The 19748-nt window shown below is 67.6% G+C and carries 14 protein-coding genes and 1 pseudogene; 10 read left to right on the top strand and 5 right to left on the bottom strand.

The annotated features are described in order from the left end of the window. The first annotated feature begins 131 nt into the window (after positions 1-131). The 3 genes from ON27_RS38690 (at position 132) to ON27_RS38680 (ending at position 3901) form a co-directional block, all read left to right on the top strand. The gene (locus tag ON27_RS38690; RefSeq protein ID WP_043738960.1) at positions 132-1460 is read left to right on the top strand and encodes a cytochrome P450; all 1329 of its coding nucleotides are present in this window, start codon (positions 132-134) and stop codon (positions 1458-1460) included. Between the two features lie 246 nt (positions 1461-1706). Beyond that, a complete protein-coding gene (locus ON27_RS38685; protein WP_083888162.1) occupies positions 1707-2804 on the top strand; it encodes a YihY/virulence factor BrkB family protein in 1098 nt (365 codons plus the stop codon). Between the two features lie 227 nt (positions 2805-3031). After that, entirely contained in the window at positions 3032-3901 is an 870-nt protein-coding gene (locus ON27_RS38680) for an AraC family transcriptional regulator (protein ID WP_043738956.1), read from the top strand. A gap of 43 nt (positions 3902-3944) precedes the next feature. Here ON27_RS38680 and ON27_RS38675 read toward each other — a convergent pair whose 3' ends face one another. Continuing rightward, positions 3945-4148, bottom strand: coding sequence for a hypothetical protein (locus ON27_RS38675; protein ID WP_043739022.1), 204 nt, complete (start codon positions 4146-4148; stop codon positions 3945-3947). A 233-nt stretch (positions 4149-4381) separates the two neighbouring features. On the opposite strand from ON27_RS38675, the gene lipB reads away from it, so the two are divergent. The 3 genes from lipB (at position 4382) to ON27_RS38660 (ending at position 6344) form a co-directional block, all read left to right on the top strand. Then, on the top strand, positions 4382-5017 hold the full coding sequence (gene lipB, locus ON27_RS38670; protein ID WP_051047546.1) for a lipoyl(octanoyl) transferase LipB: 636 nt from the start codon (positions 4382-4384) through the stop codon (positions 5015-5017). Between the two features lie 267 nt (positions 5018-5284). After that, entirely contained in the window at positions 5285-5938 is a 654-nt protein-coding gene (locus ON27_RS38665) for a hypothetical protein (RefSeq protein ID WP_157227961.1), read from the top strand. A gap of 4 nt (positions 5939-5942) precedes the next feature. Continuing rightward, a complete protein-coding gene (locus tag ON27_RS38660; protein ID WP_051047545.1) occupies positions 5943-6344 on the top strand; it encodes a hypothetical protein in 402 nt (133 codons plus the stop codon). Positions 6345-6380: 36 nt separating this feature from the next. Here ON27_RS38660 and ON27_RS43765 read toward each other — a convergent pair whose 3' ends face one another. Then, positions 6381-6533, bottom strand: coding sequence for a hypothetical protein (locus ON27_RS43765; protein WP_157227960.1), 153 nt, complete (start codon positions 6531-6533; stop codon positions 6381-6383). A gap of 133 nt (positions 6534-6666) precedes the next feature. After that, positions 6667-7593: an AraC family transcriptional regulator gene (locus ON27_RS38655; RefSeq protein ID WP_043738952.1), complete on the bottom strand. Its 927-nt coding sequence runs from the start codon at positions 7591-7593 to the stop codon at positions 6667-6669. A 101-nt stretch (positions 7594-7694) separates the two neighbouring features. Between ON27_RS38655 and ON27_RS38650 the strand changes: the two genes are divergently transcribed. The 3 genes from ON27_RS38650 to ON27_RS38640 all read left to right on the top strand — a co-directional run bounded on the left by ON27_RS38650 (position 7695) and on the right by ON27_RS38640 (position 14048). Beyond that, on the top strand, positions 7695-8531 hold the full coding sequence (locus ON27_RS38650) for an NAD(P)H-binding protein (RefSeq protein ID WP_051047544.1): 837 nt from the start codon (positions 7695-7697) through the stop codon (positions 8529-8531). Positions 8532-8678: 147 nt separating this feature from the next. After that, on the top strand, positions 8679-11612 hold the full coding sequence (locus ON27_RS38645; protein ID WP_157227958.1) for a helix-turn-helix transcriptional regulator: 2934 nt from the start codon (positions 8679-8681) through the stop codon (positions 11610-11612). A 726-nt stretch (positions 11613-12338) separates the two neighbouring features. Continuing rightward, complete coding sequence (locus ON27_RS38640) at positions 12339-14048, top strand: ATP-binding protein (RefSeq protein ID WP_169334590.1); 1710 nt, start codon at positions 12339-12341, stop codon at positions 14046-14048. Between the two features lie 163 nt (positions 14049-14211). Here the strand turns inward: ON27_RS38640 and ON27_RS38635 are convergent, their stop codons facing one another. Beyond that, a complete protein-coding gene (locus ON27_RS38635) occupies positions 14212-16746 on the bottom strand; it encodes a helix-turn-helix transcriptional regulator (RefSeq protein WP_157227954.1) in 2535 nt (844 codons plus the stop codon). Between the two features lie 224 nt (positions 16747-16970). On the opposite strand from ON27_RS38635, the gene ON27_RS38630 reads away from it, so the two are divergent. Further along, entirely contained in the window at positions 16971-18329 is a 1359-nt protein-coding gene (locus ON27_RS38630; protein ID WP_043739011.1) for a cytochrome P450, read from the top strand. A 621-nt stretch (positions 18330-18950) separates the two neighbouring features. Here ON27_RS38630 and ON27_RS38625 read toward each other — a convergent pair. Beyond that, a pseudogene (locus ON27_RS38625) lies at positions 18951-19420 on the bottom strand (alcohol dehydrogenase catalytic domain-containing protein); the annotation flags it as partial. Positions 19421-19748 lie beyond the last annotated feature (328 nt).

The raw sequence follows: 19748 nt of genomic DNA, 5'->3' as shown, positions 1-19748 counted from the left end.
CGCCCGCGCCCGGATACGCGGTCGCGGGTTCGCCGGCACCTGCGCCGGGCGGCGGCCTTCGCCCGCTTCCTATTGCCACTGCGGGGATTTCGTGTTTGCGGGTCGCCGAGCAACGAGTTAAGGATGGCTGCATGTCGCATGCCCCGATATCTCTGCGTGAACTTCCCCGGCTACGCACCCGCGACCTCGCGCAGATCGGTGGACTGATGCGCCCCGGCACCCACCGTTCTCCCTTGCTGGAATTGGGCGAACGGTTCGTCGTCGCGCCGCCGGGATTCCCGGCCATGCTGGTCACCCACAACATGAGCGATGTGCGGGAGCTGTTCGCCAACCATGACGACTTCTCGGTCGGGCAGGTGCTGAGCCGCTTCTCCAGCCACGACATGATGTTCGGCAAACAGACGCTGATCTTCCTCGACGGTGACGAGCATCGCCGCGAACGCAAGCTGTTCGCGCCGCCGTTCCAGAGCAAGGCACTGCGGTCCTACGAAGACCTGATGGTGGAGGTGGTGCGGCGCGAACTGCCGAACTGGCCGGTCGATGAACCGTTCGAGTTCCTGAAGGTGGGTTACGACCTGGCCATCGGCGTGCTGCTCGGCGTCGTCTTCGGCGACGTGGCCGCGCCCCGTAAGGATCGGCTGAAGCAGGCGGTGAGCCGGTGGTTCGGGGAAATCGAGAGTCGCGGTTTCCTCGCCGTCACGTTGCTCACCCCGCTGGTCGGCGGCTACACCCTGCCCTACCCGCCGCTGCGCCGCCGCCAGGCCGAGGTGGACGCCGTCATCATCGAGGAGATCGCGGCGCGCCGGGCCACGCCCGGCGACAGCGACAGCCGCAAAGATGTGCTGTCACGGTATGTCGGGACCGAATTGGACCAGCACGACGACGCCGCGTTGGCCCGCAACATGCGTGGCGTCCTGCTGGGCGCCTACGAGACGACCGCGATCACGCTCGGCTGGATCGCCGCGATGCTGGCCGTCCACCCGGCAGCCATGGCCGAACTCGACGCGGCGGTCGAGGACGGCGATTGTGTCCGGCTCGACGCATACCTCGACGCCGTGGTCGCCGAAACGATGCGCCTGCGGCCGGTGTCACCCTTCACCGGGCGGCGGGCCCTGCGCGACACCATGGTCAACGGTGTCCACGTCCCCAAAGGCGCCATTGTCATAGTCCCGATCCTTCTCATTCACGAATCGCCACGGCATTACCCGGACCCCCTGGTTTTCCGCCCCGAACGCTTCCTCGACGAGCCACCGAACGGCCGTACCTGGCTGACCTTCGGCGCGGGAGCGCATCGCTGCCTGGGCGCCCAATTCGCCTTGACCGAAGCGCGCATCCTCTTCCGCACCATCCTCGAGCATCGCCGCATCGGTCCGGCCGCCGGCCCGATCGAGCCCCCGCGCCGCTATCACACCGGCCTCAGCCCCGCCTACAACGCCCGGATCACCCTGCATCCCCGCTGATCGATACCCGCACCGCAGCAGCGGTCCTGGTCGAGGCCGGGGGACAACCTCCTGAGCGGCCATCTCCTGAGCGATGGCGGCGCTGTCGGAGCCGGAGGTACGGAGCCCGGCCGATGCCGTGGGTGGCCGGTCGCCGCCGGCGAGAAGTCCGGTGTTTCAGCACCGCTGCTTCGGGCACCACTCGTTCAGCGCGGGAGAATCGGCACCCGCGTCACCGATAGACGTGTTTGAGCGAGGCGAACCGACATGGCTACAGATCGCGGCATTTCGAACCGGCACGATGACGAGGCTGTCGACTCGGCGAGTACGCAGGACCGCCCTGAGGTGCGCGGTCGCGCGACCGATACCGGAGCCCGGCCGGATCTCGACCCGGACGAGCCGAGCAGCCCGGCCGAATTGTCGAAACCGTCGTTGGTGGCGGTGGTCAAGCGGGCGGTCGCCGAGTTCCAGCGCGACAACTTGACCGATCTGGCGGCCGCACTGACCTATTACGCGGTGCTGGCGATCGTGCCGGGCCTCATCGTCCTGGTTTCGCTGCTCGGGCTGTTGGGGCCGAACGCCGCCGATGAGCTCGTGCGGCAGGCCCAGCAGATCGCACCGGGCTCGAGCGCCGATTTCGTACGCACGCTCATCACGCAGGCGCAAGCGAACAAGCAAGGCGCTGGCCTCGGCGCGATTCTCGGTCTCGCTGTCGCGCTGTGGTCGGCGTCCGGCTTTGTCGCGGCGTTCATGCGGGCCTCGAACGTCGTCTACGGCATCGGGGAGGGGCGACCGATCTGGAAGACCACGCCCATTCGGCTCGGCGTCACCCTCGTCGCGGTGATCCTCTTGGTGATCAGCGCTGCCATCGTGGTGGCGAGCGGGCCGGTCGCCCGTCAGATCGGCGACTTCCTCGGTCTCGGGAACACCACGGTGACGATCTGGAACATCGGCAAATGGCCGGTGTTGTTCGTCCTGCTGTCGGTTCTGCTCGCCATTCTGTTCTGGGCCAGCCCGAACGCCAGGCAAGGCGGGGTGAAATGGATCAGTCCGGGCGGAGTGGTCGCGGTCCTCGTCTGGCTGATCGTCTCGCTGTTGTTCGCCGTCTATATCGCCAACTTCTCCTCCTACGACAAGACCTATGGGTCGCTGGCGGGCGTGGTGATCTTCCTGGTGTGGTTGTGGCTGACCAATATCGCGCTGTTGCTGGGGGCTGAGATCAACGCCGAACTCGACCATGGCAAAGCCATCGCTCAGGGCTTGCCCGAGGACGTGCAACCCTTCGCCGAACCGAGGGATATCCGCAAGCTCGACGAAGCGGAGAAGGAAGCGGTCGAGGCCGCGAAGTCGGCCCGGCGCGAGTGAAATCCGGTTGGGCGAACGCGATTTCGCCGCGGTCACGCCGACGTGAACGGCATGGTCAGCCGGCGCCCAGGAAACTGAGTCAACGAACACAGCTCTGGGCGAGATGGCAGGTTGTGTCCCGTCGGCTGTGCCTCGGGGACGGACGAACTCAATTGATTGGATCGGATCGCTGCGGTCGGGCGGGCCCGGTGCGCTTTTCGGCAGAGTCGACTCCGAAAGGAGGCCTCTTGATCTCGGCACTGAACCGGCTGGTCGAGCATGTCGAGGAACACCTCACCGAGGAGTTCGACGTCGATGAGCTGGCCAGAGCGCTCGGCACGACCGAATACCACCTGCGGCGAATGTTCTCGTCGCTGGCCGCCATGCCGCTGTCGGAGTATGTGCGGCGGCGTCGCATGACCGTCGCCGCCGCCGACGTCGTCCGGGGGCGGGACGATCTGCTGAGCATCGCCGTCCGGCACGGATACGGCTCGACCGAAGCCTTCGGGCGTGCGTTCCGGGCGGTCCACGGCGTCGGCCCGGGTGACGTTCGCCGGGACGGAGGCCCCCTTCGCGCACAGCCACAGCTCAGGTTCCGCCTGACCGTCGAAGGGAGCAGCCCCATGGAGACCCGCATCATCGAACGCCCCGCGTTCCGGCTCGTCGGACACGCAGCCCTGGTTCCGCTCATCCACCAGGGCATCAATCCGCACATCCAGCAGCACATCGCGGCACTGCCGGAGCAAGAGCACCTGCGGCTGAAAGCTCTGGGAGACACCGAACCGAGCGGCCTGCTGCAGGTCTGCGACGACCTCGACCCCGACGGCGCGGAAGGCAGCGAACTGACCTATCTGCACGGAGTAGCCGTCTCTGGAGACGGATCGGTTCCCGGCGATCTCCGCGTCATCGAGGTACCGACCGGCACCTGGGCGGTCTTCCGCACCGCCGGACCTCATCCGGATGCCTTGCAGCAGACCTGGGCCGCGACCGCGACCGAATGGTTCCCGTACAACCCGTGGCGTCTGCGGCCAGGGCCTGCGATCGTTGCTGTCCTTGAGCGCGCGGATGACTTCCGCACTGCTACCTGCGAATTGTGGCTACCTGTCGAACCGGCGTGACGATGTTCCCGGAGAACCCGTTGGTCGCAGGGCGTTCCGCAGGTCAGCCGTTTTCGGTGACTGTGGTGTCGGGGTGGCGGCGGCTGGTGTCGGGCTTGACGAAGTGCCCGGTGATCGCCGAGCGGTCGCGCCGGTTGTCACCGTGGTGCGGCTCGTCCTCGCCCAGGGTGGTCTTCGGGTTCTCCGCCGCGGTCTGCTCGCTCACATATTCACCGGTCTCGGCGGAACGATAGCTCTTCTCGGCCACAGGATCCTCCTTGTGCTGTCTGATCGGCACTCTCTCGTGAGTGCTGTGCGCAGTCCTTCACCGAATAGCACCTACGCGGCGCGAGAAACATCCCGCCGCAGTCGAATTCGGGCTCCCGTGCCGGAAGGGTCGTTCGGGCACTACGTGCACCCTTGGACGCTGCGAGCGTGAGCGGTCCGCGGTGGAGGAGGTCGGCGGCGTACTTCTCGCGGTCAGGGCGATATCGTCGGACCATGAAGTCCAGGCCGCTGACTCTGATCCAGGACGACCTCGTCGACTACGACAAGGCCATGGAGCGCATGGGCGAACTGGTCGATCAGCGCCACAGCGGCGCGCGGCCGGACACGCTGTGGCTGCTGAGCCATCCGGCCGTCTACACCATCGGGCGCCGCACGCCACGCGAACACCTGCCGGACCCGGCCCGCCACATCCCGGTCGTGCAGACCACGCGCGGAGGGCAGCTGACCTATCACGGCCCCGGTCAGCTGGTCGGCTATCTCATCGTCCGGCTCGCCGCCGGGGAAGGAGTGGTCGACTACATCCGCGAGGTCGAATCCCGCCTGATCGAAGCGCTCGGCCGACTGGACGTCCCCGCCGAACGCCGTGCCACTCCGCCCGGCTCCGAACTGCTCACGGGCGTGTGGACCAGGCGCACCAACCGCAAGATCGTCTCCATCGGCATGCGCCAGAGCCGTGGGATCACCAGCCACGGCTTCGCCCTCAATGTCGACGGCGACCTCGACCCCTGGCAGTGGGCCGTCGCCTGCGGTCTCCCCGACGTCGACATGACCTCCGTAGCACGCGAGAACGGGACGGCCACCATGGAGCAGGTGCGCCAGATCGTCGCCACCGCGTTCGAGGCGCGCTGACCAGCGCGCCGGGACGGTGATCAGCGGGGCGATGACCCGCCGGGCGAGGTCGCGGGCCACCTCGTCGTCATCGAGGTCGTAGCCGGATGCGGGCAGCAGATAGTCCGCCGTGAGACGGATGATCGCGTCGGCTCGCAGATCCGGGTCGCCGGGCGGCAGGGTGCCCTCGGCTTGCGCGGCGCGGACGCGGGCCGCGATGAACCGGGGGCCGATCGTCAGCGGGGAGGGGTGACATGCATTTGGGGAGTGGCCGTTTACCATTCCCGTATGCGCCGTTGGAGGTGGCTACGGGCCGCACTGTGTTCGGTCGTGCTGGCTGCCGGTGGATGTATCGGGGCGGTCGAGCGCGGCGACTTCGAGCAGGATTTGCGGGCACGGGGCGGCGGACTGGTGAACGGGCTGACGGAGTCGGCGGTCGCCGCGGTGCGAGAGCGCCTGCGAACTTCCGACTTCGAAGCCCATGTCATCCTGCTGACCGCGCCGAATTCCACCCGGTTCCGCGTGGTGCTGTCCGATCAGCCGGATCAGGTGACCCGGTTCTTCTCCGCTTGGCCGGCCCCTACCGCGCGGCAAGCGGTGGTGCGATTGCGGGTGCGCGATCCGGAAGGTTCCCGTCGGCTCGACGACTATTCGTTCACCCTCGGTGCGCTGAGCGCGCCTCGACCGGTGCGGGTTTCGGTCTTCGATGACATCGACGCCGAGGGATTCGCGATCAGCGAGGTGCCGGGACTGGCGCACATCGAGGGCATCGTCGACACCGCCCTGGCGCGCAGCGCACTCGCCGACGGCGAGGTCACCGTGATGATCGTGAGCCGCTTCGGCCGCGAGATCCGCATCGTCGCGAACGTGACCTCCCCGCGCGCGGATATGGTCGCCGAGTTCGACCGCACGGGAGCGTTTCTGCGAATCCAGCAGGTGTGAAGTCATGGCGCGACTGCTCACCACCGCATTGTCCACCGGGGCCGTTGTCGGCATGTTCAGTACCGTGGTGCCCATATCGATCTGGCCCGGTGAGGCGAAACTCACTGCGCCACTGTTCTGTTCGGAGCCCTACCGTGAACCCGTGGTGGTATCCGACACCTTCCACGACTCCGAGGGCACCTCCGTGGACTACACCCTCTACTGTGTGTCCGATCGTGGCGCGGTCACCGACGAGGGATTCCTCCTGCCGTTCCTCGTCGTGATGGCGGTGCACATCGCGATCGTCACCGCCGTGGTGCTTCTCGGCGGACTGTGGGTCCGTCGCACTACCCCGCCTCCTGCCGATCCGCGGACGACGGCGTTCGAACCACCCGTCCTCGGATCGCACGAGCCCGACCCCATTTGAATGGCGGATCGAGGGCCGCCAGGCCGGTTACGGACCTCAGGTATCGGGGTCTTCGTCTTGGTCGTTTTTCGGGCCGGGACCCGCGAGATCGCCGGAGGCCTCGGAGTGGCCCTCGATGATCGCCTTCTCTCGGGTGTCCGAGGTGTCGCGCGCGTCTTCGTCGTCGGTGGTGTCGTGGGGTCGGTTCATGAGTGGTTCTCCTCGGAAACGGGATCGCGAACACTGCCTACCCCTCAGCTCGCAGGACAAACTGAAGCTTGTCGCGCCCGCCACGCTGCGGCGGCGGCGACCTGCGCGTCACCGATGACAACGGGCCGTGTCGTCAGGTCGGAACGCTCGCCGCATCGATCGTCGCCGCGCGGCGATATGCCCCCGGCGCGACTCCGTACGCGCGTTTGAACGCTTTGGCGAAGGCGAATTCGGAGGTGTAGCCGACCTGTGCGGCCACAGTCCGGAGCGGGGCGTCGGAATCGCGGAGCACGCGGCCTGCGCTGGTCATGCGCCACCAGGTCAGGTACGCCACTGGCGGTTCACCCACGAGCGCAGTGAACCGCTGCGCGAAAACCGACCTGGACAGTCCGTTTCGCGCCGCCAGCTGCTCCACCGTCCAGGGAGCGGCCGGGTGGGCGTGCATGTCGCGCAACGCCTGGCCGACCGCCTTGTCGGCGAGCGCCCGCGCCCACCCCGGCGCATCGGCGCGCTCGTCCGCCCAGGTACGCAGGATATAGAGCAGCATCGCGTCGACCAGCGGGGGAACGATGCCGTCGCGGCCAGGTCGATCCCGGTCGAACTCGGTCGCCAGCAGGCCGACGAGATGCCCGAGTTCCGCATTCCCGGCGGGCAGGTGCAGGAACTCGGGCAGTTGCCGCATCAGCGGATGCGGGCGCGTTCGATCGAGCTGGTACGCGCCGCAGAGCAGGATCGACCGCGCGCCGGAGCCGTCGACGCGGACATGGCCGATCGGCGATCCGGGCTCTGAGCGCTCGGGGACGAAATCGATCAGCGGCGTATCCGGGCTGTCGGCCAGGGCGTGCGAGCTGCCTTTGCGGAGGAAGACCACATCTCCCGGGCTCAGCGCGCGGGGCTGGGTGCGGTCGGACAGCAGCCAACAACTGCCGCTGAGCACAACGTGGAAAGTCGTGCCGGTGACGCCCGAGAAGCGCAGGCCCCACGGGGCTCGTACGTCGGTGCGGGCCGCACGGGTCCGTCCCGTTCGCATCGCGGCAAGCGCGTCGGAGAGAACATCCACAGATACCGGACTCTAGGACATGTATCCCGGATTTTCAGGCATAGATCATCCTGATCATGGTCCGTAGATTTCTCTTCGAACAACGATCCGAGGAGAAAACGATGACTGTTCTGGTGCTCGGCGCGACCGGCAAGACCGGCAAGCCCGTGGTGGACGCGCTGGTGGCCCGCGGTGTCGACGTGCGCGCGGCAAGCCGCACTCCCGAAGCGGCGACCGCCGGCGTCGTGCCGGTGCGTTTCGACTGGGCCGATCGTTCCACCTGGGCTCCCGCGCTGCACGGCATCGACAGCCTGTACGTAGTCGGCCCGTACACCGTGCCCGGCGAACCCGGCCTGGTCGGCGATCTGCTGGCGGCCGCCGGGCACGCGCGCAAAGTCGTGCTGCTGTCGGTGCTGGGTGTGGACCAGCTGCCCGACGCGATTCCGATGGCCGCGTGGGAAGCGGATGTACGGGCGTCGGATAGGGAGTGGACCATTCTGCGGCCGAACTGGTTTCAGCAGAACTTCGGCGAGGGCTTCGCGGCGTCGCTCCGCGAGAACGGCGAGCTCGCGCTCCCGGCCGGCGATGCCGTGGTCGGCTTCGTCGACACCCGTGACATCGCGGAGGTAGCGGCCGCCGCACTCACCGAGCAGGGGCATGCGGGAGAAGTCCACGTCGTCACCGGCCCAGCGGCCCTGTCCCTGCGGCAGGTCACCAAGACCTTGGGCGAAGCCGCCGACCGGGAACTGCGCTACACGGCCCTGACGTCCGACCAATTCGCCGACGGCCTGCGGAAGGCCGGTCTGGACGAACGCTCGATCACCTGGCAGCTGGGCCTGTTCCGGTTCATCCGCGACGGCGGCAATGCCGTGGTGACCGATACGGTCGAACGGATCACCAGCCGTCCGGCACGAGAACTTGAGTCCTACGCCCGGGAGAACGCCGCCATCTGGAGGTGATCATGCTCTCATGATGCGGGCAGATCCTGGCGGTGACAGAGCGGCCCCCGAGTATTGCGGTCGCGCACCGGTGCGAGCCGGTGGCTACGATACCTCCGAAAAGGGTTGTGCCAGGGCGAACTCCCTCAGAGTTGCTACGGAGGAGATGTGCCACGGCCGTGTGAGAACAGCAGGCCGTTGGTGGGGCGCGTCGTGGAGATGCGCGCGCTCACCGCGGCCGTGCGGACCGCCGAAGCGGGTGGGACCGCCGCGATTTCGCTGGCGGGCGAGCCCGGCATCGGCAAGACCCGCCTGCTGGAGGCGGCGTGCGCCGCCGCTCGAGAGCGCGGCTTCCAGGTGCTGGTCGGCCGGTCGACCGAGCTCGAGCGGGAGATTCCGTACGCGATGATCTCCGATGCGCTCGATGACGCGGTGGGCTCGCTGCCCGAGCCGGAGCTGCGAGCGCTGACGCCGGAGGACTTGGCCCAGCTCGGCAGGCTTCTTCCGGCGTTACACAGATGGGCCGTGTCGGCGCCGGCCGAGACGACGATCGAGCGGCGACGCTGCCATCGCAGCGTGCGATCGGCCCTGCAACTGCTGGTGACGCGCGCACCGATCGTACTGGCCTTCGACGACCTGCACTGGGCTGATCACGCATCGCTCGAAGTCCTCGCGTATCTGCTACGGGGAGCGGTGCCCGGTTGCCTGCTGATTCTCACCCAACGGACCGCTCAGCTCCCGGCCGTTCACGCCGCCGCGCTCAGCCGTGCTTCCCGGGACGGTGTGCTGTCGGCGTTGGAGCTCGGGCCACTGTCGCTCGCGGAGACAGCCGAGCTGTTGGGCGATCGGGCGCCCGACCACGAACTGTCGGATCTACATCAGGAGTGCGGTGGGAACCCGTTCTACCTGCAAGAACTCGCTCGCGCACGGAGACGTGCCGGTGGCGAGTCCTTCGTGCCCGGCCATCAGCTGTCCGGCCGCCGGGTTCCCGCGCTCGTCCAGGCGAGCTTGGAGCAGGAGATCCGGACGATGTCACAGTCGGCGCAGTGCCTGCTGCGCGCCGCCGCGGTGGCCGGGGAGCCGTTCGACCTCGATTTGGCGGTAGAGATCAGCGCTCTGGCCGACCGGGAAACGACCTCGGCCATCGATGAGTTGGTGGCGTCACAGTTGGTGCAGGCCATGCGGGTGAGCGGCCGGTTGGCATTCCGGCATCCACTGATCCGGCACGCGGTCTACGAACAGATCGGTTACGGCTGGCGGCGCGCGGCACACCGTCGCGCGGCGGTGGCACTGGCGGCGCGCGGCGCCGACCTGTCGATCCGCGCGCATCACCTCGAGCACAGCAGCACGATCGGCGACGAGGAGGCGATAGCGGTCCTGTCCGAAGCTGGGAGAGGCGCGGCGGCGCGCGCACCTCTCACCGCCGCGCGCTGGTTCCGAGCGGCGTTGCGCCTGCTATCTGCCGAGGCCCCCGACGTGCGCAGGCTCGAGCTGGTGATCGCCCTGGCCGACGCGCTCAACTCGTGCGGGCGGCTGCGCGAGAGTCGGGAAGTACTCGGCGAGGCGCTCGACGGATTCGCCGACGAGGCCTGCCGCGTTGATCGCACACGGATGCTGGTGATGCTCGCGGCGACCGAGCAAGGATTGGGAAACCCGGCAGAAGGCCACCGCCTGTTGTCCGTGGCGTCGGAACTCGTGGAGCCGAACAGTGTCGAGGCGGCTTCCTACCGGTTGGAGCTGGCGAAAAGCCATATGGTCTGTGGTGAGTGGGAACAAGCAATGGCTATCGCGGCCGAGCTGTCGCAGGCAGCACGATCGCGCACCGACCGCCGCCTGCACCTGCTCGCGACCGCCGCCAGCGCCTATATGGCCACCACCCAGCTGGACTCGCGCCTGCAGTTCGGCCTGGACTCACTCGAGGAAGCCGCTCGAATACTGAATTCGCTCTCGGACCGTGAGATCGCGCCCGAATTGCTCAACGGGTTCACCGACGTGATGTTCGCGGAGGTGAACTTCGAGCGTTGGTCCGTCGCCGTGGATCACGCCGAACGGGGGATCAGGTTGTGCCGGGAGACCGGACACGGCCGGCACATGGTCGACCTTCTGCACCTGCAGGCGGTGGCGTTGCTGGTGCAGGGGAAGCTGGAGCGCGCCCTCGCGGTGGTCGAGGAAGCGGTGGAAACGGCACTGCTGCTGGACAATCCGCCGATGACCGCGATGACGGAAGCGACGCGCTGCTGGGCGTTGTCGCTACTCGGCCGCCGAGAGGAAGCGCTTGCCACGGGCCTCCGCGCCGTGGAAATCGCGGCCGAAGCGCCACAGGGCGTGAACTCACATCATCCGGCGTTGGCCTACGGGGCCGCCCTGATGGAAGTGGGGGACTACGCGCGCGGACGGGAGCAGATCGCGACCGGTGGGGGCTACCGCGACCTCGACAAGGTGCCCCCCACAACGCTGTCCTACTGGCTGCGTCATCTGGTGGACGCCGAACTGGAATTGGGCAACCTCGATGCCGCGGAGAGCGTGACCCGGCATTTGGAAACCATCGCCGACGCCGCGGCGATGATGCCCATGCGAGTGGGCGACGCTCGATACGCGCGGGCTCGTCTCGAGTTCGCGCAGGGAAGAAAACCATCCGCGGCGGAGCTGGGTCGAGATGCGGTGCGGCTCTACGAGAAAAGCGGCACGCCGATCGATGCCGCCCGGGGGCGCCTGCTGCTGGGGCGGGTGCTCGCCGAGTCCGGCGATTCCGCTGCTGCCCAGCGTGAGTTCGACGCCGCGCTGACGATCGCGACCGCGCACCGAGCGGCCGAGTTGACAGCCCGCGTCCGGGAAGCGCGTGCCCTGCTCGCGGAGCCCTCGCCCGGGCCGGAGCGCGATCCCGATCCGCCCGTCTCCGCTTTCGACGGTCTCACCGGCCGGCAGCGAGAGATCGTCAGCCGTGTGGTCCGAGGGATGACGAACCGGCAGATCGCCGAGGAGTTGTTCGTCAGCGAAAAGACCGTCGAGGCCCACCTGTCCCGGCTGTTCGCCAAGGTGAACGTCTCCTCACGGGCGGCGCTGGCCGCGCGCGCAGCCGTGGAGCCCGCGCTCCGGGCATGATCGCGGACTCGGGACCATATCCCTACTTGCCCTGGGTATGACACGTGAGGGTTTACGGCGCTCCTCGAGCTTCGACCGGATCGGCCGCAGTGCCGAGGCGACGATTTCGTCGCATGCCACATGATTCGTCGGGCAGATCGTGCATATTCGAATCATCGCGGATCGTTGGGAATTCGGCAGCAGGCCACCGTTTCGCGAGTGATTTCACGGATTGTCTCGGCAGCGGCTTTCCGGCTGCTCGTCGATTGGCGCACCTACAGCGAGTGTAGGGTTTTCCCTACTTGTCCATCGGGTCGCGATTGACGACACTGCCAGTAGAAGCCACTGCTCCAGGAGTCTTCATGAACGCGGTGATGTCAGAAGGCGACGCGCGTTTTCCCGCACTGCCGATCGAACCTGTTGCGCGACAGTTATATCGGACTTGCCGGGTCGAAGCACCTTTGAAAGGGGCATGCGGGGCCTCGGTCGGAAATTGTGAGGTTCCGCGATTACCTCGTCGCGAACTGCCCGGATCCTGTGAGCGCTGCGCTTCCGTATCGATGCGATGGGGCGGCCGGGTGAACCGTGGCGCACCGACCTCGCGAGCCGGTCCGAGAGTCGGCGGCAGCAGTCGCCGACCTCCATGACGGTGACCGGAGTTCGAGTCGCGAGCGTCGGTAGGTGATGTCCAGGCCGCAGTGGTTGGTGGGCGGAGTCGATTGGTCGTACGAGTCTGCGGAGGGTGTCGTGAGTGGTGGTTCCGGGCGGGGTGCGAGCGAGTTCGTGGGCCGGGACGCGGAATTGCGCAGAGTCGAGGCCATGGTGCGCAATGGCGTCGGAATGATCACCCTCACCGGCCCGGGAGGGATAGGTAAGACCAGGCTGGCCGAGCGGGCGCTGAGTGAGTTGAAGCGTTCGTCCGATCACCGCGTGGTCTGGACGCGGTTGGCCGGCCTGCCGCGGGACAGCGGTGTGGCGGCCGTCGCGGCGCACGCGCTGGCGTCGGCGCCGGGAGCCGCAGGTTCCTGGCGTTCGCCCGTGGCGGAGCTGGCGGACACACTGGCCCCGGCGCGCGGCGAGGCCGCCGCGGTGCTGGTGCTCGACAGTTGTGAGCATGTGCTGGCCGGCGTGTCGGGGCTCGTGGCGGAATTGCTCGAAGTCGTTCCCGCTCTGACGATCCTCGCGACCAGCAGGGAGCACGTGGGCTGGGTGGACGAATACATCGTGACAGTGCCGCCGCTGTCCACCACGCAAGCGGTAGAGGTGTTCCGTAGGCGTGCCGACCGTATCGGACGCCCGCTGCGCGGTGACCCCCAGGAACTCGCGGTCGCGGCCCGAATCTGCCGTGCGGTGGAGAACAATCCGCTGTTCGTTCGCCTGGCCGCTGCCCGGCTACTGCACCGGCCGCCGACGGGTGTGCTGCGGGAACTGACCGGTGATGACCACGACATGCGGTTGCGGTGGTCGCGTGGCGCCGCGGCGGGCGCCGACTCGCGTCATCTGGGTGTCCGAGAGGCGATCGCCTGGTCCTATGAGCTTTGCGACACCTCCGAGCGCGCACTGCTGGAACGTATATCGGTGTTCGCGCCGGGTTTCGACGATGCCGCGGCCGTCGCGGGGGACATGCGCGACGGTGTTGAGTCGGTGGCCGTCACCGCGGTGTGTTCCGGCGATGGCGTGCTCGCTCCGCATCAGGTGCCGCGTCTGCTGGAACAGCTGGCGGACAAGTCGCTGGTCGGCATGCGCATGACGGCCACCGCGGTGCGGTACCACCTGGCCGGCAGCGTCCGACTGTTCGCGTGGGACCGCTTGTGCTCGGCGGACCCGGATCGAGCGGCCGCACTGCGGCGCAGGCATCGCCGGTACTTTCGTGACGGCTTGCGCGCCGTGCGGGATACCGGGGCCGGGCCGCACGGACGAGACGGGATGTCCTGGGTCCGGGGTGCCATGGGCGATATCGTCGGCGCCGTCCAGACCGGCCTGTCCGATCCGGCTGAGGCGATGGTCGGGCTGGAGATCGCGAGGACGGTGCTCTCCGTGCTGTCGTCGGCGGAGCGGACACCGGCGAGCGACGTGCTTCGCTCGGCCTGGGCGGAATCGACCTCGGCGCTGGCGTCCGGTGACTACGACGTGGCCCGTGCGGTGTTGCGCCGGCTTTCGCCGGACAGCGGGCACGCCGACAGCGAATACACCGTGGCCGCCCCGTCGTCGGCCGAGCGGTCGCGGTGGAGCGAGCTCACCCCTGCCGAGTCCGAGGTGGCGTTGCTGGCGGCGGCGGGCTGGGCCAATCGCGAGATCGCGGTGCGCCGCGGCGCGTCGGTGCGGACGGTGGACGCGCAGTTGGCCGCCGTGCGGCACAAGCTGATGATCCCCTCTCGCGCCGAAATCGTGCGACACGTACCCCGAGAGGTCGTGCAGCGGGTGCGTCGCGAATCCACCGCACGGCGCCGCGCGTGATGCGCGACGACCACGCCGAGTCCTGATCGCCACCGCGAAGAAGAGTGGTCAGGCTCGGGACAACGGTCGCTGTGCTCGCCGGGCCAGCGCGGACCACAAGGTTGCGACGCTTCGGAAGCGAGACATCCGCGCTCATCGCCGGGAGCGTCGAGCGCGCGTGTTCTCAGACGCATTCGGACTTTTGTCCGCTGGTTCCTCCGGTAGTGAAGGACAACGGCCCGTGCGCGCGATCGGCGGGGATGTGCAGGAATATTTCGTCGCGGGAGCGGATGCGCAGTTTGCGCAAGATCGATGTCATGTGGGTGTCGATGGTGCGGATCGAGTTGTGCCGCCGGCGCGCGATGGCAGAATTCGGCCAGCCCGCCGCGGCGAGCACGGCGATGTCCTGCTCGGTCGCGGTGAGGTCCCGCCACGGTGTGGCACCCTCGCCGCTCGGCCGGGGTGATCGGGCGGCGATGCGCAGCGCGCCGAGAGCCAGTTGCTGGACTTCGAAGAGTTCGGGGCGCAGTCGTCTGCCGCGCTTTTCGGCTGCGTCGTAGTCGGCGTCGCCGAGGACTTTCCGTGCGGCGGAGATGGCCGCATCCGATTCGGCGCGCAACGGGCCCTGCCCCACCACGGAATAGCCCAGGCTGAGTGCTTGGGTCTCGGCTCCACCCGCGAGATGCGCGATGTCCTCGGCCATCGCGATGCGCTGTGCGTCGTCGATGTCACCGGCTCTCGCGTCGGTGAGGATGCGGGCAAGCGCCCACATCCGCATGTGCACACCCCACAACACGTCCCACTGGTGTCCGATCGCGAGACGATTCGCCATCACGATCCGGCCGATGGCCAAAGCTTCGGTGGGGCGCCCGAGTCTCGTCAACGCGATGGACAGTTGCAAATCCGAGCAGACCACGCTGTTCATCGAGCCGTGGGCGGCGCTGACCCGCAGGTTGTCCCCGGCGAGCTGTGCCGCACGTCGCGGGGAGCCCAGCATGCTCTCGGCGATGTTCTCGACGCTTCGCGCCATGTACGCGCCGAAATCGTCCTTCGCGGCCTCGAATTTGCGGCGGGCACGGTTCAGCACCGAAATGGAGCGCGGATCGCTGTGCACGTTCAGCAGAATCGTGCCGCAGGCGAATTCGACCGCTGCCGGCAATCCGAAGTCGATCTCGGGCTGCTGCCGCCACGGCGGCGCGACGCCGTCCGATGCGCAGGCGCGTACGCATTCGTCGGCCAGCCGATCTGCCGCGTCCTGCGTGTTCTGCACGCCCATGAGCCAGGCCAGCTGGGTCAGCGCCGCCACTTCGAGTTCGGTGTAGGGCCGACCGGCGGCTCTGCTTCGGGTGAGCGCCTCCTCGGTCCAGGCTTGGATCTGCCTTGTCACGCCGAGGATGTAGGGGGCGTGCATCGTGGTCAGGCTGAGTGCCATCGTGAGCGCCGTGTCGGTGTCGCCGGCGGCGAGGCTGTTGTCGACGGCGATGGCGATGTCGGGCCATGCGGAGCGGACCCACTCGACGAAGGTGAATTCCGCCGGACCGAACGCGGATTGCTGGGCCTTGACGAGTTCGTCACGGTGATGGGTGCGGTGGCGGGCGGCGAGTCGTGCCATCTCGCCGGGTGCGCCGGGGCGGGCGGCACATCGACTGCGGGCGTAGACGCGGATGCTCTCCAACAGGAAGTAGCGGGTGGTCGCCGTGGTGAAATGGGTCGATATCAGGGATCGGTCGGCGAGCTGTTCCAGCAGGAACGGGATTTCCTCGGCGGTGAGTTCGGTGGGATCGGCGCAGACGGCGACGATGCGGTCGAGCTCGGCGCCGTGGTGCGGCCCGGTCGGATGGTCGAGGACGCTGCCGTCGTGGCCGGAGGCGAAGATCGAAAGCCGTTGCAGCAGAAGTTGTTCTTCGGGTTCGGCGAGATCGTAGGACCAGGCGATGGCGTTGCCCATGTCGGTGTGCCGGGGGTCGACACCCGTGCGCACGCCGGGCGTCCAGCGCAGGCGGCTGTCGTTGTGGTCTCCGGTCAGTTCGCGCAGGACGCGGGCGGGCGGATGGTGGCGCAGTCGCGCGGCGGCGAGCCGGATGTGCAGTGGATGGTGGTCGACCTTCTTGCAGATCGTTTCGGCGGCGTCGGCATCGTCTATCGTGCGGCCGACGCGTTCGGCGTGATAGCGAAGCAGCGCCAGCGATTCGGACCCGGTCAGCGGTGGCACCGTCACCAGCGCCTCATCGGGCAAGCCCAACCGTTCCTGGCTGGTCGCCAGAATCGACAACCCTGGCACCGCGTCGGTCAGCGCCGCCACTTGTTCGATCGCGGCGGGCAGCAAGTGTTCACAGTTGTCGAGGACGAGGATGGGATGGCTGCCGGTCGAGGCCAGGCCGGACAGGATGTCGGTGATGGCTTGAAAGAGGCGCCGGTCGGAGGAGACGGCGCCGCAGACGGCGGAGGCGATCTCCCGTTGCACGGCGGCGCTGTCGCTGGCGGCGGCCAAGCGAGCCAATGTCACCCAGAACACGTGAATGCCCGGGTCGCTGCCGAGCCGGCGGACGGCTTCCAAGGCGAGATGGGTCTTGCCGATACCGCCGCTACCGGTGAGGGTGATCAGTTCGGTCCGATCGGCGAGGAGGGCCTCGATCCGTGCGAGTTCGGGGACTCGCCCTAGAAAGGTGTTCGCGAGGGCCGTATACGCGGGGCCGCGGCCGCCGTGCCTGTCGATCATGATGCGCACAGCGTAGAACCGGCCCGGTCGTGCCGACAACCGGTGACGCTTCCTCCGACATCGAAAAATACTGCGGTTGAGCGGGATCGGTGCGATATGTAACAGCGCCGACCGAGTGCCGCACCCCGATCGCCGGTATTCGGTGCACGTTTCACGGCTGGGAAGTGTCCTTGTCGACCGGGCTAGCCTGCTGAGCAATTCGATATTCGATCCAGGAGTTCATGATGAGTGTCCTCACGACGGCCGGTAGCTCGCCGAGGCGAGCCTGGCCTTTCCTCGGTCACGGCGTGCAGTTGCAGCGCAGGCCGCTGGAATTCTTGGCCGAGTTGCATCGGCTTCCCGATCCGATCGTGCGAATAAAGTTGGGCCGCGACGATGCCTATGTAGTGACCACACCGGAGTTGCTCGATCGGTTGCTGCGCGGGAAAGTCGCGCACAGCGTGGAGAAAGGGCCGTTCTTCGACGCGATGCGGGTGGTGCTGGGCGACGGACTCGTGGTCTCGGCCGAACCGAAGCACATGCGTCATCGCCGGTTGATGGCTCCTGGCTTCCACCGCGAGCGAGTCACGGGGTACGTCGACATCATGGCCGACAGCACCGCGACCATGGTCGCGGCATGGCAGGCCGGCCAGCAGATCGAGCTGGACCGGGAGTTGGGGGCGTTGGCCATGCGGATCGTGGCCAAGGCGCTGTTCTCCAGCGACATCGCCGACGAACTGGTGGCCGAGTCGCTGCGGGCGTTCCCCGTCATCGTCGCCGAATTGCCGAAACGGGCCATGATGCCCTGGTTGGCGCGGCTGCCGCTGCGCAATCGCGCCTTCGATGCCGCGGTGCGGCGGCTTTTCGATGTCATCGACCGGATCATCGCCGAGTACCGGACTCGTGGCGAGGACCATGGCGACATCGTCTCGATGCTCATCGCGGCCCGCTTCGACGACGGCGCCGGGCTCAGCGACCGCGAGATCCGGGACGAAGTCATGACGATGTACGCGGCGGGCTTCGAAACCGTCTCGAACACACTCGCTTTCGCCTTCCACGAACTCGGGCGGCGCGCGGACATCCGGGACCGGCTCGAACAGGAAGCGGTGGACGTACTCGGCGACGGGCCGGTCTCCGCGGACAACATCCGCGACCTGGTCTACACCGAGAAGGTCGTCACCGAGACGTTGCGCCGCTACTGCCCGCCCTGGCTCGGCATGCGCGAAACCACCGCCGACGTCGAACTCGGCGGGGTCGCCATCCCGTCGGGCGCCACGATCGTCTATTCGCCGTACGCGTTGCACAACGACCCGAAGTACTTCGAAGACCCGGCGCGATTCGACCCGGACCGGTGGAGCCCCGAATACCGGAAATCGGTCACCCGCAGTGGGGCGTACCAACCCTTCGGCATCGGCAACCGCAACTGTATCGGCGAGCCCTTCGCCTGGTACGAGGCGATCACGATCTTGGCGACCGTGGCCGCGCGGGTCCGGCTGGAGCCGGTGACGGGCGCGAATGTGCGCCAGATCGCCGCCTCCACTGTGCAACTCGACCGGCTGCCGATGATCGTGCGTCCCCGTGTGCGCGCGGGGCACCTTCGTTAGCGAAGTCACCGCACGTTGTCGGTGGGTGCACGGATATTCCGATCGTCGCTTCTCTACGTAGGTAATAGGACTACGTAGAGAAGCCGCCGATTTTGCCGATGCGTGGCACATCGATGAGTCCCAGAATTCACTCCGGTGCGGGTTCGCGGATGAGGACTGGGTGGTATGCATGAGCTGAAGCGGCCGAGACGGCCGCCGTGTGCCGACAACCCCGAACGATGGGATCTGGATGTCGGAACGTCGACGCAATGGCAGGAATCCGTGCGTATCTGCGGCCGATGCACCCTTCTGGCCGCATGCGCTCGTCGGGCGGCGGCGTTGGTCGCCGAGGGAAGCGCGCCGAAAGGCATGATCTGGGCAGGCGTCGGCTACGACTCAACGGGCAATGCTGTGGCGAACCTGGAGTCGTATCGCAGCAGCCCGCCGTCCTCGCACGGCCGCCCCATGCTCATCACCAGGGTCGGACCGCGACCGCCGACCCCGGGTGCGGAGCAGAATGGAGAGTTCCAGCAGCCGCCGGCGCGGCGAACGCGGCGGATCGTCATGGGAAAATGCTCGTCTGCGGACGGATCGCGTGTCGAGCACGCGTCGTGAGCCCGGCACGGGCGCAAGGGGCGTTCCGGCGACCGCGGCGTACCAGCCGTGCCCATCACATCCGACAACGTCAGCAGGCTGGGAATATGGCCCGCGTCGGGCCGGGCTTCGGTGGCAACCAGGGTGCCGTCGGCGTGCGGGATACGCACGTACTCGGCCTGGCAGGTGGTCATGAATTCGCGGTGCACGCAGGCCGATTGGTAGCCGTTGCGGCAGTTGGGGCAGGTGTTGTCGGAGGTGGCGAAGGAGCCGATGACGAACTGGCCCGGGCTGACCGTGGTGTCCTGGTCGCCGACCTCTTCGACGATGCCGACGTATTCGTGTCCCATCGGATGCGGGTGCTCGACCGGTTCGATGCCGCGGTATGGCTACAGGTCCAATCCACAGACGCAGGTGGCGCCCGTGCGGATGATCGCGTCGGTGCCGACGGTGATGATCGGATCCGGCAGTTGTTCGCTGCGGATGTCGCCGGGGGCGTGAATCATGGTGCCGCGCATGAGAATCTGCGTCCTTTCCTTCGGTGATCTGGTCTTTCGGTTCGCCACGGCCACGGTCGGGACGACGGACGCGCACTCGAGCCGGTGATTCATCGCGGGCGGCTCGTCGACCCGCCCGGTTATCGATTCGCCAAGTATTCGCTGTTAGGTTGATGCGTTCGGCGGTCACCGGCCGGACGACAGCACCGATCCCACCGGTCTCGAATGGGTCACAAACTCTCGGTCACCGGAAGCCGGCCTGGTGACCGACCATCGGGCCAGCTGCTCCAGTCCTCGCGGTGGGCGGGATTGCCGGGGCCGGTGGTGGGTATTCAGTCGCCTGACCGGT

Source organism: Nocardia asiatica NBRC 100129 (genome assembly GCF_000308415.1).
GTDB lineage: Bacteria > Actinomycetota > Actinomycetes > Mycobacteriales > Mycobacteriaceae > Nocardia > Nocardia asiatica.
The sequence above is the reverse complement of the archived record's forward strand: the minus strand, read 5'-3'. Positions and strand labels throughout refer to the sequence as shown.

What these genes read in the sequence shown, in the direction of transcription:
- ON27_RS38690 (WP_043738960.1), top strand. Translation starts at nt 132, where the DNA reads ATGTCGCATGCCCCGATATCTCTGCGTGAACTTCCCCGGCTACGCACC.
- ON27_RS38685 (WP_083888162.1), top strand. Translation starts at nt 1,707, where the DNA reads ATGGCTACAGATCGCGGCATTTCGAACCGGCACGATGACGAGGCTGTC.
- lipB (WP_051047546.1), top strand. Translation starts at nt 4,382, where the DNA reads ATGAAGTCCAGGCCGCTGACTCTGATCCAGGACGACCTCGTCGACTAC.
- ON27_RS38665 (WP_157227961.1), top strand. Translation starts at nt 5,285, where the DNA reads ATGCGCCGTTGGAGGTGGCTACGGGCCGCACTGTGTTCGGTCGTGCTG.
- ON27_RS38660 (WP_051047545.1), top strand. Translation starts at nt 5,943, where the DNA reads ATGGCGCGACTGCTCACCACCGCATTGTCCACCGGGGCCGTTGTCGGC.
- ON27_RS43765 (WP_157227960.1), bottom strand. Translation starts at nt 6,533, where the DNA reads ATGAACCGACCCCACGACACCACCGACGACGAAGACGCGCGCGACACC.
- ON27_RS38650 (WP_051047544.1), top strand. Translation starts at nt 7,695, where the DNA reads ATGACTGTTCTGGTGCTCGGCGCGACCGGCAAGACCGGCAAGCCCGTG.
- ON27_RS38635 (WP_157227954.1), bottom strand. Translation starts at nt 16,746, where the DNA reads ATGATCGACAGGCACGGCGGCCGCGGCCCCGCGTATACGGCCCTCGCG.
- ON27_RS38630 (WP_043739011.1), top strand. Translation starts at nt 16,971, where the DNA reads ATGAGTGTCCTCACGACGGCCGGTAGCTCGCCGAGGCGAGCCTGGCCT.